The 14,042-nt window shown below is 61.7% G+C and carries 10 protein-coding genes and 1 tRNA gene; 6 read left to right on the top strand and 5 right to left on the bottom strand.

Going from position 1 to position 14,042, the window contains the following annotated elements; all coding sequences use genetic code 11:
* The 5 genes from K9857_RS16160 to K9857_RS16180 all read left to right on the top strand — a co-directional run.
* Positions 1 to 755: NADPH-dependent F420 reductase (locus tag K9857_RS16160; protein ID WP_318011763.1), on the top strand; the 755-nt coding region annotated here is incomplete at its 5' end.
* A 33-nt stretch (positions 756 to 788) separates the two neighbouring features.
* Complete coding sequence (locus tag K9857_RS16165) at positions 789 to 1,007, top strand: DUF4287 domain-containing protein (RefSeq protein ID WP_224537390.1); 219 nt, start codon at positions 789 to 791, stop codon at positions 1,005 to 1,007.
* A gap of 124 nt (positions 1,008 to 1,131) precedes the next feature.
* On the top strand, positions 1,132 to 2,154 hold the full coding sequence (locus tag K9857_RS16170; RefSeq protein ID WP_224537392.1) for an LLM class flavin-dependent oxidoreductase: 1,023 nt from the start codon (positions 1,132 to 1,134) through the stop codon (positions 2,152 to 2,154).
* 31 nt (positions 2,155 to 2,185) lie between these two features.
* On the top strand, positions 2,186 to 2,908 hold the full coding sequence (locus K9857_RS16175) for a haloacid dehalogenase type II (protein WP_224537394.1): 723 nt from the start codon (positions 2,186 to 2,188) through the stop codon (positions 2,906 to 2,908).
* 240 nt (positions 2,909 to 3,148) lie between these two features.
* Positions 3,149 to 4,135, top strand: coding sequence for an MBL fold metallo-hydrolase (locus tag K9857_RS16180; protein ID WP_224537396.1), 987 nt, complete (start codon positions 3,149 to 3,151; stop codon positions 4,133 to 4,135).
* Between the two features lie 177 nt (positions 4,136 to 4,312).
* Here the strand turns inward: K9857_RS16180 and K9857_RS16185 are convergent, their stop codons facing one another.
* The 5 genes from K9857_RS16185 to K9857_RS16205 form a co-directional block, all read right to left on the bottom strand.
* Entirely contained in the window at positions 4,313 to 5,731 is a 1,419-nt protein-coding gene (locus K9857_RS16185) for an efflux transporter outer membrane subunit (protein ID WP_224537398.1), read from the bottom strand.
* Positions 5,728 to 8,895 carry an efflux RND transporter permease subunit gene (locus K9857_RS16190; protein ID WP_224537399.1) on the bottom strand — a complete coding sequence of 1,056 codons (3,168 nt, stop codon included), beginning with the start codon at positions 8,893 to 8,895 and terminating at the stop codon, positions 5,728 to 5,730. Before K9857_RS16190 ends, K9857_RS16185 begins: the two co-directional genes overlap by 4 nt.
* Positions 8,896 to 8,907: 12 nt before the next feature.
* The gene (gene mexE, locus K9857_RS16195; RefSeq protein ID WP_224537401.1) at positions 8,908 to 10,167 is read right to left on the bottom strand and encodes a multidrug efflux RND transporter periplasmic adaptor subunit MexE; all 1,260 of its coding nucleotides are present in this window, start codon (positions 10,165 to 10,167) and stop codon (positions 8,908 to 8,910) included.
* 325 nt (positions 10,168 to 10,492) lie between these two features.
* Positions 10,493 to 11,593 (bottom strand): polyamine ABC transporter substrate-binding protein, encoded by a 1,101-nt coding sequence (locus tag K9857_RS16200; RefSeq protein WP_224537403.1) that lies wholly within the window; start codon positions 11,591 to 11,593, stop codon positions 10,493 to 10,495.
* Positions 11,594 to 11,859: 266 nt separating this feature from the next.
* A tRNA-Gln gene (locus tag K9857_RS16205) sits at positions 11,860 to 11,934 on the bottom strand.
* Between the two features lie 334 nt (positions 11,935 to 12,268).
* Between K9857_RS16205 and K9857_RS16210 the strand changes: the two genes are divergently transcribed.
* Positions 12,269 to 13,978, top strand: coding sequence for an amidase (locus K9857_RS16210; RefSeq protein WP_224537405.1), 1,710 nt, complete (start codon positions 12,269 to 12,271; stop codon positions 13,976 to 13,978).
* Positions 13,979 to 14,042: the final 64 nt, after the last annotated feature.

Consider the following 14,042-nt stretch of genomic DNA (forward strand, 5'->3'; position numbering starts at 1 on the left):
CCTTCGCCCGCCTTTCGCATCTGCGCGGCCTCTACTACGGTGGTTACATCACTTTCCAACCCCCAGGGGCACAGAGCATGTTCAGAATCCTCGTTTTGCTGTTCTCCGGCCTGATTCTGTGCGCCGGACAGGCTGCGGCGGACAGCCTCAAGATCAGCGTGATCGGCGCCGGCAAGGTCGGCGGTACGCTCGGCACGCTTTGGGTCAAGGCCGGGCACTCGGTGATGTTCTCCTCACGCCATCCCGAGGAGTTGAGTGAACTGGTCAAGACCGCCGGCCCCAACGCCCAGGCAGGCTCAGTCGACGATGCCGCGAAATGGGGCGACGTGATCGTTTTGAGCGTTCCCTACGGCGCCATGCCGGTGGTGGCCGAACAGCTCAAGGGCCATCTGAACGGCAAGGTGGTGTTCAGTACCAGCAACCCATTCAGCGGGCGTGACGGCGATACCGGGCGCAAGGCGCTGGAAACCGGCGTTTCAGTGGCCGACCAGCAATACCTGCCCGGTGCCCATCTGGTGCGAGGGTTCAATGCCATCGGCTACATGGCGATGAAAGATCAGTCCGGAGACGGCAAGGCGATTCCGGTTTTCGCCGACGATGCCAAGGCCAGGGAAATGGGAGAACGGCTGGTACGCGACGCCGGCTTCGTTCCGGTGCCCTTCCCCCTGGCCCGAGCCGCTGAAGGCTTGCCGGGAGGCCCGCTCGCCGGCGTCTGGACCGAGGCGGATCTCAAGCAGAAACAGAACAGCAAGTGAGTATCAACGGACCGCAAAACTGGAGCTTGCAGCATGACCGAAGAGACAAAAGTAAAAGGACCTGCATCGTACTTTCCTTCGATTGAAAAGAAGTACGGGCAGCCGGTCTCTCACTGGCTGGACTTTCTCAAGACCCTGGATGGCAAGAAGCACATGGAAATGGTGGCCGTGCTCAAAAACGATCACGGCATGGGCCATGGGCATGCCAATGCCTTGGTTGCGTACCATCTGGCCTCTGCCAAGGGCGGCTAACGTTCGGGAACTCAGCGCATTCACAACTAACGGTTGAAGCTGTAACAAATGCACGGGGGGTACAGGTCATGGATGGCGCGGACTACATTAGCGCCATTCATCCCTTTCCCTTCGGGAGCATCCCATGAAAAAAATCGGCTTTCTGAATTTCGGGCACTGGACCCCGTCCCCGCATTCGCAGACCCGTTCAGCCTCCGACGTGCTGCTGCAATCGATCGATCTGGCCGTGGCGGCAGAGGAGCTGGGCGCGGACGGCGCGTATTTCCGCGTCCATCATTTCGCCCGGCAACTGGCGTCACCCTTCCCTCTGCTGGCGGCCGTCGGCGCCAAAACCAGCCGGATCGAAATCGGCACCGGCGTCATCGACATGCGCTACGAGAATCCTTACTACATGGTCGAAGATGCCAGCGCCGCAGACCTGATTGCCGGCGGGCGCCTGCAACTGGGCATCAGCCGCGGTTCGGGCGAGCAGGTCATGGATGGCTGGCGGCATTTCGGCTACGAGCCCCGCGAAGGCGAGACCCATGCCGACCTGGCGCGGCGCCACACCGAAGTGTTTTATGAACTGCTGCGTGGCAAGGGCTTCGCCGAACCTAACCCCCGGCCCATGTTTGCCAATCCACCGGGATTGCTGCGGCTCGAGCCCCATTCCGAAGGCCTTCGCGACAGGATCTGGTGGGGTTCGGGCTCCGAGGCGACCGCGGTGTGGGCAGCGCAGATGGGCATGAACCTGCAGACATCCACCCTGAAAAACGACGAGAACGGTCAGCCCCTGCACATCCAGCAGGCCGAGCAGATCCGGGTGTACCACGAGGCCTGGAAACAGGCCGGACACACCCGCCAGCCGCGCACGTCGGTCAGCCGCAGCATCTTTGCAATCACCAACGACATGGATCGCATGTACTTTGGCCGCAATGACCAGACCGAGGACACTATCGGTTTTCTCGAAGACGACACGCAAAGAATCTTCGGCCGCAATTACGCCGCCGAACCGGATGTATTGATCGAAGAGCTTGCCAAGGACGAGGCCATCGCAGCGGCGGACACCCTGCTGCTGACCATCCCCAATCAACTGGGCGTGGACTATTGCGCGCACGTCATCGAAAACATCCTCAAGCACGTCGCCCCTGCCCTCGGCTGGCGTTGAAGTGTTCCCCCGACTGCGCAGGAGACTGAACATGAGCGCACTGAATGAAGTCGGCTTTCTTGGCTTCGATGTCTTTGGCACCGTGGTCGACTGGCGAACCAGCGTCGCCCGGGAATCCGCGCCGTATTTGCAGCAACTCGGCGTGCAGATCGACCCGCTGGCCTTCGCCGATGAATGGCGGTCGCTGTACCAGCCGTCGATGCAGCGCGTACGCTCGGGTGAGCGGGCCTTTGTCACGCTTGACATTTTGAACCGGGAGAATCTCGAAGCGTTGATGGCCAGGCATGGCGTCGAAGCCGGACGACTCGACCCGGCCGATATCGCCGCCTGGAGCACGGCCTGGCAGAAGCTCGACCCATGGCCTGACTCCGTCGAAGGCCTCACGCGCCTGAAACGACGTTTCGCCATCGGCCCGATCTCTAACGGCCACATCGCCGGCATGATGAACCTCGCCCGCTACGGCGGCCTGCCCTGGGACGTCATCACCGGCGCCGAACTCGCCCGCGCCTACAAACCTCAGCCGGAGGTTTATTTCCGGTCGGCAGAAGCCGTGGGTCTGCCACCTAATCGCGTGGCCATGGTGGCGGCGCACAACAGCGATCTTGTCGCGGCACGGGCTTGCGGGTTTCGCACGGTGTTCGTCAGACGACCCGTGGAGCATGGGGCTGGACAGACAATCGATTTGCAGCCGGAACAGGATTGGGATGTAGTCGCGGAGTCTTTAACCGAGCTTGCCGCATTACTCAACTGCTGAAGCATTACCTGTAGGAGCGAGCAGGCTCGCGATGGTCGCCAACGATGACGCGGGGAGCCTGATACCCCGCGGCGTTCTCGGGTGCATCGCGAGCATGCTCGCTCCTACAGAGGGGGATGCACGCCCTGCATTTTCATAATACGAAAATTGCACTTCTGCCCCCGCTCCACCGCCGCGTAGGGTTTCAGGACCGATCGATCCTTTTTCAACGGTCGGACCTGACACTGTCGAGAAACCGAAATGACCTGCGCTGAAAAACCTCCTGCCCCATTGTCTGCCCATTTCCTGCTGTCCGCGATTATCGCCACCACCTCGTTACTCGGCGCCGGCCTGGCGTTTGCCGTCGATGAGAAACCTGTCCAGGACGACTATTTCCACACCGGTGCCGGCCATCATTATTTGCTGCGGGCGGATACGGATATCGTCACCCACCACCTTCGTGACAACGTCAGTGTGCTGGAGGGTTCCGGTGGGAATATCGTGGTGTTGTCGGGCAAGGACGGGAAGTTTCTGGTGGATGCCGGTATCAGCAAGAACCGGGAGAAGGTCAAGGCGGCGCTCATGGCGATCAGCCCGGCGCCGGTGAAGTATGTGGTCGACACTCACTGGCACTGGGATCACACCGACGGCAATGCCTGGTTGAACGCGGATGGCGCGACCATCGTGGCGCAGGTCAATACGCTCAAGCATCTGTCGCAAACGACCCACGTCGATGACTGGAACTGGACCTTCCAGCCGGTTGCGAAAGACGCTCAACCGACAGTGCTGGTGGATCGGGAGAAGAGTTTCAACTTCGATTCCAGCCGAATCAAGGTCGAGAATTTCGGCCCTGGCCACTCCGATGGCGACCTGTCGATCTACGTTGAAAAAGCCGATGTTCTGGCGATGGGCGATACGTTCTGGAATGCCGGTTATCCGTTTATCGACAACCAGGATGGCGGCAGTATCGATGCGGCGATCCATTGGGCCAACGAGGCGATTGCGCGCACCACGGATCACACGCTGGTGATTCCGGGGCATGGTCCGGTGGGGACGCGGGCGCAGGTTGTCGAGTTTCGCGACATGCTGGTGGGCGTGCGCGATAACGTGGCGCGGCTCAAGCAGCAGGGTAAGTCGCTGGAGGAAGTTGTCGCGGCGAAGCCTTCGGCGGCGTTTGACGGGAAATGGGGGCATTTCGTGATCAAGCCCGATTTCTTTGTGAAGCTGGTGTATGCCGGTTTGAAGTGATTTGAGGGATCCCAGCCAAACACGCCCTTTGTAGCAGCTGGCGCAGCCTGCGTCCGGCTGCGAAGCAGTCGTAAATCCATGCACCGCGGTGTTTCAGATAGATCCGGTGCACAGGTTTTGCGACTGCTGCGCAGCCGGACGCAGGCTGCGCCAGCTGCTACAGGGTCCGTGTCATGATCAATTCATCGCTGTAACCTGTTTGCCCCCGGCATCCCACCCGCCGCCCAGCGCCTTGTAGATCGCGACGATCCCCCGATACTGATCGATCTCGCCCTGGGCCTGGGCATCTTCGGCGTTCAGGCGTTCGCGCTCGGCGTCGAGCAGCACCAGATAATCCACCGAACCTTCCTTGTACTGGATGCCCGCCAGGTCCGCCGCCTTGCGGCTCGACTCGCTTTGCCTGATCAGCGACAACAGCCGCTGCTGACGTTTGCCGTAATCGCTGAAGGCGTTTTCCGATTCTTCCAGCGCCAGCAACACCTGCTGCTCATAGGTGGCCAAAGCGCCTTCGGCATCGGCGTTGGCTCCACGGATGCGCGCTCGCACGCTGCCCAGATCGAACGCTGCCCAAGTGATGCTTGGGCCGAGGCTCCAGGCTCGGGCGGCACTGGAGCCGATCTGCGAACCGCGCCCGGCGGTAAAGCCGAGGAAGCCGCTCAGGCTGACCCGTGGGAACAGGTCGGCGGTGGCCACGCCGACATCGGCGGTTGCCGACGCCAGTCGACGCTCCGCCGCCATCACATCCGGACGACGGCGCAGCAGCTCGGCGGGATCACCGATCGGCAGTGCCTTGGCGATCGCCGGAATATCTTTGGGGCTCAGCAAGACACTCATCTGCTCGGGACGCTCACCGAGCAAAGTAGCGATGCGGTTCTTCTGCCGCAACTGCTCCGCCTGCAACTGCGGCACGCTGGCTTCGACGGCCGCCAGTCGCGCGTCGGCGCGCACCACATCCAGCTCGTTGCCGACACCGGCATCGCGCAGGCTGACCGTGACACTGCGCGAGTCGTTCTGGTTTTTCAGGTTGGCCAGGGCGATTTTCTCGCGTAGTTGCGCACCGCGCAGTTGTCCGTAGGCATCCACCAGCTCGGCGATCATCGTCACCCGCAGCTGATACAGATCCGCCGCCGCGGCATCTTCCAGCGCATCGCTCGATTCAAGCTGACGCTGGATGCGCCCGAACAGGTCGATCTCCCAGGCCATGTCCAGACCCAAGTCGTAGCGTTCGGTGTTCACCCGGCTCTCGGTCTGCCCCGGCACCTGCGAGCGGCCCTGCACGCTGCTCACGCGACTGGTGACCACCGGCAGATTGTCGTTGCTGATGTCGTCGCGAATCGCCCGGGCCGCTTTCCAGCGGGCGAAGGCCACGCGCAGGTCGCGGTTGCCTTGCAGGGATTGGCTCACCAATTGGTTGAGCGTCGGATCGTCGAATTGCTGCCACCACACCGATTCGAATCGCGACTGATCGTAGTTGGCCGCTTTCGCATAAGTGCTCGAGGCCGGTGGCGTGTCGGGGGTCTTGTAATCCGGACCGACCGTGCAAGCCGCCAGGGCGCTCACCAGAAGGCTGGGCAAAAACAACTTCAGAGCTTTCATGGTTGTACCTCCAGTTTCAGCGCGCGGGCCTTTTTACGTTCGATAAAGCGGCGAATGAGGACAAAGAACACCGGTGTCAGCAGCAGGCCGAAGAAGGTCACGCCGAGCATTCCGGAGAACACCGCAACGCCCATGGCCCGGCGCATTTCGGAGCCTGCGCCGCTGGAAGTTACCAGCGGGACCACTCCCATGATGAAGGCGAACGAGGTCATCAGGATCGGCCGCAGACGCATGCGGCAGGCCTCCAGCACGGCATCAAGCGGCGACAGGCCCTGGTCCTGTCGATCCTTGGCGAACTCGACGATCAGGATCGCGTTCTTGCACGCCAGGCCCACCAGTACGATCAGGCCGATCTGGGTAAAGATGTTGTTGTCGCCCTTGGAAATGATCACCCCGGCAATCGCCGACAGCAGCGTCATCGGCACGATCAGGATCACCGCCAGCGGCAGGCTCCAGCTTTCGTACAAAGCGGCCAGCACCAGGAACGCCAGCAGCACGCAGAGCGGGAACACCAGCAGCGCGGTGTTGCCGGAGAGGATCTGCTGGTAGGTCAGGTCGGTCCATTCGTAGGTCATGCCGTTGGGCAATTCCTCCTTGAGCAGTTTCTCGATGGCGGCCTGGGCCTGGCCGGAACTGTAGCCAGGGGCGGCGGCGCCATTGATTTCCGCAGTGAGGAAACCATTGTAATGCGAGACCCGGTCCGGCCCCGAGGTCGGGCTGACCTTGACGAAGGTGGCCAGCGGAATCATCTCGCCGCGATCGTTGCGCACCTTCAACTGGCCGATCTGCTCCGGTTCCTGGCGAAATTGTTGTTCGGCCTGCACGTTGACCTGATAGGTGCGGCCAAAACGGTTGAAGTCGTTGGCGTACAGCGAACCGAGGTAGACCTGCAGGGTGTCGAAAATATCGTTGATCTTCACCCCGTGATTCTTGGCCTTCTCCCGGTCGATGGCCGCTTCGACTTGCGGCACGTTGACCGTGTAGCTGGTGAACACCCTGGCCAGTTCCGGCACGTTGCGGCTCTTGGCAATGATGTTCATGGTCTCCTTGTACAGCTCGTCGTAGCCCAGATTGCCGCGGTCCTCGATCTGCAGACGGAAGCCGCCGATGGTGCCCAGGCCCTGGACCGGCGGTGGCGGGAATACGGCGGTGTAGGCGTCCTGGATCTCGCCGAACTTGGCGTTGAGCGAGGCTGAAATCGCCCCGGCGGACAGGCTCGGGTCCTTGCGCTCATCGAACGGGCGCAGGCCGATGAAGGCGATACCGGAGTTCGGGCTGTTGGTGAAGCCGTTGATCGACAGTCCCGGAAACGCCACGGCGCTGTCGAAGCCCGGCTCGTTCATGGCGATGGTGCTCATGCGCCGGATCACCGACTCGGTGCGATCCAGGCTCGCGGCATCCGGCAGCTGCGCGAAGGTCACCAGGTACTTCTTGTCCTGGGTCGGCACGAAACCGGTCGGCGTGGTGCTGAAGCCCATGTAGGTCAAGGCGATCAGCCCGGCGTAAAGCAGCAGGGCAATCCCGCTGCCGCGGATGATCTTGCCTACGCCGACCACGTAGCCGCGACTGGCCTTCTCAAAAACTCGGTTGAACGGCTTGAACAGCCAACCGCCGAGCATCCGGTCCAGCACCTTGGAGAAGCGGTCTTTCGGCGCGTCATGGGCCTTGAGCAATACCGCCGCCAGCGCTGGCGACAGGGTCAGGGAGTTGAACGCCGAGATCACCGTCGAGATGGCGATGGTCAAAGCGAACTGCTTGTAGAACTGCCCGGTGAGCCCGGAAATGAACGCCGCCGGTACGAACACGGCGCAGAGCACCAACGCGGTCGCGATGATCGGCCCGGTCACTTCGCCCATGGCTTTGCGGGTCGCTTCGGCCGGTTCCAGCCCGGACTCGATGTTTCGCTCGACGTTCTCCACCACCACGATGGCGTCGTCGACCACGATGCCGATGGCCAGCACCAGGCCGAACAGCGACAGCGCGTTGAGCGAAAACCCGAGAAGATGCATCACCGCGAAGGTACCGATCAGCGACACCGGCACCGCCACCAGCGGGATGATCGAGGCACGCCAGGTTTGCAGGAACAGGATCACCACCAGCACCACGAGGATCAGCGCCTCGAACAGCGTGTGCACCACCGCTTCAATGGAGCTGCGCACGAAGATGGTCGGGTCGTAGACGATTTCGTAGTCCATGCCTTCGGGGAAGCTTTTCTTCAGCTCCGCCATCTTCGCCCGCACCTGATCGGACACGTCGATGGCATTGGCACCCGGACGCTGGAAGATCGGCATCGCCACCGCTTCCTGGTTGTTGAGCATGGCGCGCAAGGCGTATTGGTTGGAGCCCAGTTCGATCCGCGCGATGTCCTTCAGACGAGTAATTTCGCCGTTCGGGCCACTGCGGATGATCACGTTTTCAAATTCTTCCTCGGTGACCAGCCGGCCCTGGGAGTTGATCGACATCTGGAAGCTGGTGGCATTCGGCGCTGGCGGCGAGCCAAGCTGGCCTGCGGCGACCTGGCGGTTCTGCTCGCGCACCGCGTTGACCACATCGGTGGCGGTCAGGTTGCGCGAGGCGGTCTTGTCCGGGTCGAGCCAGATGCGCAGCGAGTAGTCGCCGATACCGAACATCTTCACGGTACCGATGCCTTCCAGGCGCGCCAGCTCATCCTTCACATTGAGGATCGCGTAGTTGGACAGGTAGAGCATGTCGTAGCGCTTGTCCGGCGAGATCAGGTGTACCAGCAGGGTCAGTTCCGGCGAGGCCTTGTCGACGGTGATGCCGATGCGCGTCACCTCCTCCGGCAGCTTCGGTTCGGTACGAGTCACGCGGTTCTGCACCTGGACCTGGGCGTTATCCAGATCGGTGCCCAGGGCGAAGGTTACGGTGAGGGTCAGGCGGCCATCGGCGGTCGACTGCGAGGACATGTAGAGCATGTTCTCGACACCGGTAATCGCCTGTTCCAAAGGCGCGGCCACGGTTTCGCCGATGACCTTGGGGTTGGCCCCCGGATAGCTGGCTTGAACCACCACGGTCGGTGGCACGACTTCCGGGTATTCGCTGATCGGCAGCTGGAACAGCGAGATGGCGCCGGCGATCAGGATCAGCAGCGACAGCACCGCGGCAAAGATCGGCCGGGTGATAAAGAACTGAGAGAATTTCATGTCGGTGGGCCCTTATCCGCGAGGTGTCAGAGCCGCATCCGTCTTCACCAGGGCGGGTGATTTGACGGCTGCGGACGATGGGCTTGCAGGTTGATTGCTCGCTTCGACGGCCTGGCGCTGACGGGTCAGGGCCGCGACGGTTTCCGCGTCGGCCATCGGTGCGTCCTGCGGCGCGACCACAGCACCCGGGCGGACCCGCTGCAGGCCGTTGATGACGATGCGGTCTTCTTTCTGCAGGCCGCTGCGCACGATGCGCAGGCCTTCAAGCTTCGGTCCCAGTTCGACGTTGCGGTACAGGGTCTTGTTGTCCTGATCGACCACCAGCACGAACTTCTTGCCCAGGTCGGTGCCCACCGCTTCGTCCTTGATCAACAGACCCGCGTAGGCGGCGCTGCCCACTAGTTTCAGGCGCGCATAGAGGCCCGGGGTGTATTGGCCGTCGGCGTTATCAAACACCGCGCGACCGCGGATGGTGCCAGTCTTGGGGTTGACCTGATTGTCGACGAAGTTCATCTGCCCCAGGTGCGTGTTGCCCTCCTCGTTCGACAGGCCCATGTACACGGGGGTGGTCTGGCTGCGCTGGCCCTGGCGGGCGAGTTGGCCGTACTTGAGGAACAGGCGCTCGTCGGCGTCGAAATAGGCGTAGACCTTGTCGGTGGAGACCACACTGGTCAGCGCCGTGGTGTCGGCGGTGACGATGTTGCCGGCGGTGATTTCCGCGCGGCTGACGCGACCGCTGATGGGCGCGGTGACGCGGGTGAAGCTCAGGTTCAGGCGCGCCAGATCGAGCTGGGCCTGGATCGCATCGACGCCGGCCTTGGCCTCTTGGGCGGTGGTGTTGCGGGTGTCGGCCAGCTCCGCGGAAATCGCGTTACTGCCCAACAGGCGCTGCCCGCGCTGGGCTTCGTTGGCGGTGCGCACCAGGGTGGCCCGGGCTTGTTGCAGCTGGGCTTCGAAGCGATGCACCTCGTGTTCGAACGGCCGTGGATCGATCTGAAACAGCAGATCGCCCTTCTTCACCAGCGCGCCATCGGTGAAGGCCACCCGCTCAATCTGCCCCGATACCCGTGGGTGGATCTCGACGGTTTCCGGCGCCTCCAGGCGAGCGGTGACTTCATCCCACTCGGTGATGGGCTGCTCGATCACCTTGGCGACCGTGACACGGGGTGCTCCGGGTGCGTTGGCGGCCACCGGTGCGCGATCGCAGGCGCTGAGCAGAGTGAGCGCCAATGCGGCAAACGGGTAACGAAGAGCTTTGAGTGATTGATCCATGGGGGTGTCCGCCAGACGTTGTGAAGGTTCACCGGCATTTTTATTGATGATGAACGTCATTTATAAGGTCAAAAAAAACCAAAGGGTTTCACTCAGTCTCGCCCAGAGGCTTTGGCCCCTGCGTTCGACATGTGCGCTGACAATATATTACGAACATAATCAATACAAGTCTGAAGCCGACGACATGCACCCCATTTGCACACCACGTTCACCTGTAGGAGCGAGCTTGCTCGCGATGAACGTCCAGACACCGCGGGCATTCAGACAGCCAGCGCTATCGTTGACGACCATCGCGAGCAAGCTCGCTCCTACAGGGGGGATCGGGTTATTTGTCGGATTTGATGGCGGTCCAGACTCGGGTGCGCACCCGCTCCAGCTTCTGCGGCAATGGCTGCACCACGTACAGCGTTGCCAGGGCCTGTGGCGTGGGGGTCAGGTTGGGGTTGCCGGTGATTTCCTTGTTGATCAGCGGCAACGAATCCTTGTTCACGTTCGGGTAGCCAAGGAAATCGCTGATAGGGGCGATGACTTTCGGGTCGAGCAAGGTGTTGAGGAATTCGTGGGCTTCCTCGACATTCTTCGCGCTTTTCGGGATGGCGAAGGTGTCGAACCAGATCGGCGCACCCTCCTTCGGCAGACGCCAGTCGACCACCACGCCGTTGCCCGCTTCCTTGGCGCGGTTGCCGAACTGATAGAAGCTGCCGGAGTAACCGATGGCCACGCAGATGTCGCCGTTGGCGATGTCGGTCATGTATTTGGCGGAGTTGAAATAGGTGACATAGGGGCGAATCTTGAGCATCAGCGCCTTGGCTTTCTCGTAGTCAGCCGGGTTCTGGCTGTTCGGGTCCAGCTTCAGGTAATGCAGGGCCAGCGGCAGGATCTCCGATGGCGAGTCGAGCATCGCTACGCCGCAGGACTTGAGCTTCTCCATATTCTCGGGCTTGAACACCAGATCCCAGCTGTCCACCGGCGCGTTCTCGCCCAGCGCCGCCTTGACCTTGGCCGGGTTGAAGCCGATCAGCACGGTGCCGTACATGTAGGGCACGCCGTACTGGTTGCCCGGGTCATTGGCGTCGAGCAGCTTGAGCAGTGCCGGGTCCTGATGCTGCCAGTTGGGCAACTTGGACTTGTCGAGTTTCTGGAACACACCGGCCTTGATCTGGGTTTCGATGAACTGGTTCGACGGCACCACCAGGTCGTATCCGGAGTTGCCGGTCAGCAGCTTGGCCTCCAGGGATTCGTTGGTGTCGAAGGTGTCCCAGGTGACCTTGATGCCGGTCTTGTCGGCAAAATCCTTGGGCACGGACGGCAGGATGTAATCCGCCCAGTTGTAGACCCTCAACTCGCGCTGTTCGGCGTGCACGGCGCTGGCCAGCAGCGACAGCCCGCAAACCGTGGCGCCCAGGATGCGTTTCATGGTGTCCATGGATCAGTTCCCCAATGTCAGCTCGTTGGTTTTTTTCTGTTTTGTAGACGGCAGTGGCCGCAGGAACGGCCAAGGGCAAAGAAGATCAAGGTCTCTGGTTGTGACTTTGATTCTTGCTGACAGGTTAGTCGGTTCACAGCGTGAGGCAGGCCAAAAGGGGATCGAAATGGCCAATATCCGTGTCCGGATGGATCTGGAAGGGTTTAAAGCGGGTATAAAAAAAACGCCAGCTCCTTGCGGAACTGGCGTTTCTGATACTGCGAATATGGCAGGGGCGGCTGGATTCGAACCAACGCATGGCAGGATCAAAACCTGCTGCCTTACCGCTTGGCGACGCCCCTGCGAATGTTGCTGTGAATGCCTGGCATTCGATCCCTGATTCACGCCCTGTTTAAGGGTGTGTTTCGGAATGCGCGGAAATTTACCAACATTTGTTTCGTCTGTGAAGCCCTTCGAGTAAATTTTTTTCTTTGAAAACAGCGACTTGTTAAACGACATGTGTGCGGTTTGCGGCAGAATGCGACGCCGAGGTTGAAATCCAGCCCCCGTCGCGTAAGGCTGTGCAACCCGTAACACTATAAAAATACCCTTTCAGAAAAGTGATGTTCCCGTGCTCCAGATCTCCCTTGAGGCAATCATTAATCGCCTTCCCCTTTCGCTGCCGGTGGTAACCGTATGATCGAAGTCACCGAAGTTTCCATTGCTCAACTGCGCGCCGCGCTCGAATCCGGCCAGACCACGGCAGTCGAATTGGTGCAGGCCTACCTCGCCCGCATCGATGCCTTTGATGGTCCCGAGACGTCAACGGCGCTCAATGCCATGGTGGTGCGCAACCCAGATGCGCTCAAGGAAGCGCAGGCCTCGGACGAGCGTCGCGCCAAGGGCCAGACCCTCGGCCCGCTCGACGGCATTCCCTATACCGCCAAGGACAGTTACCTGGTCAAGGGCCTGACCGCGGCATCCGGCAGCCCAGCCTTCAAGGATCTGGTTGCGTACCGCGATGCCTTCACCGTCGAGCGCCTGCGCGCTGGCGGGGCGATCTGCCTGGGCAAGACCAACATGCCGCCGATGGCCAATGGCGGCATGCAGCGCGGGGTCTATGGCCGGGCGGAGAGCCCGTACAACGCTGACTATCTCACTGCGCCCTTCGCGTCCGGTTCGTCCAACGGTGCCGGTACGGCGACTGCCGCCAGCTTTGCGGCGTTCGGTCTGGCCGAGGAAACCTGGTCCAGCGGTCGCGGCCCGGCGTCGAACAACGGCCTGTGCGCCTACACGCCTTCGCGCGGGGTGATTTCGGTGCGCGGCAACTGGCCGCTGACGCCGACCATGGATGTGGTCGTGCCCTTCGCCCGGACCATGGCCGACCTGCTCGAAGTGCTCGATGTGGTGGTGGCCGAGGATCCGGACAAACGCGGCGACCTGTGGCGCCTGCAACCCTGGGTGCCGATTCCGAGCGTCGCCTCGGTGCGCCCTGCTTCCTACCTTGAGCTGGCGGCGAAGGCCGACTCGCTCGCGGGCAAGCGCTTCGGCATTCCGCGCATGTACATCAATGCCGACCCTGAAGCGGGTACCAGCGAAGCGCCGGGCATCGGAGGTCCGACCGGCCAGCGCATCAACACCCGTGATTCGGTGATTGGTTTGTGGCAGCAGGCGCGTCAGGCTCTGGAGGCTGCAGGCGCCGAAGTAATTGAAGTGGATTTCCCGCTGGTTTCGAACTGCGAAGGCGATCGTCCGGGAGCCCCGACGGTGTTCAATCGCGGGATCGTTTCCAAGGAGTTCCTGCACCATGAATTGTGGGATCTGACGGCGTGGGCGTTCGATGATTTCCTGCAGGCAAACGGCGATCCGAAGCTGAACCGGCTGGTGGACGTCGATGGTCCGCAGATTTTCCCGCACGATCCCGGCACCCTGCCTAACCGCGAGGGAGACCTGGCAGCGGGGATGGATGAATACGTGAAGATGGCAGAGCGCGGGATTACGCCTTGGGATCAGATCAGTACCGTGCCTGATGGTCTGCGTGGGCTGGAGCAGACCCGCAAGATGGACCTTGAGGACTGGATGGATCGCCTGGGTCTGGATGCGGTGCTGTTCCCGACGGTGGCCGATGTGGGCCCGGCGGATGCGGACGTCAATCCGGCTTCGGCGGATATCGCCTGGAGCAACGGGATCTGGGTGGCCAACGGCAACCTCGCCATCCGCCACCTGGGTGTACCGACGGTGACCGTGCCGATGGGTGTGATGCCCGACATCGGCATGCCGGTGGGCCTGACCTTCGCCGGTCGTGCCTATGACGATTCGGCGTTGCTGCGCTTTGCAGCGGCGTTCGAATCCACCGGGAGCAAGCGCCGGATTCCACCGCGTACGCCGCCGTTGTCTGGCCACTAACACCGCCAAACCACTGTGGGAGCGGGCTTGCCCGCGATGAGGCCAACACATTCAACAGAGATGT

Origin of the sequence: Pseudomonas sp. REP124 (assembly GCF_020164475.1) — a bacterium.
Taxonomy (GTDB): domain Bacteria; phylum Pseudomonadota; class Gammaproteobacteria; order Pseudomonadales; family Pseudomonadaceae; genus Aquipseudomonas.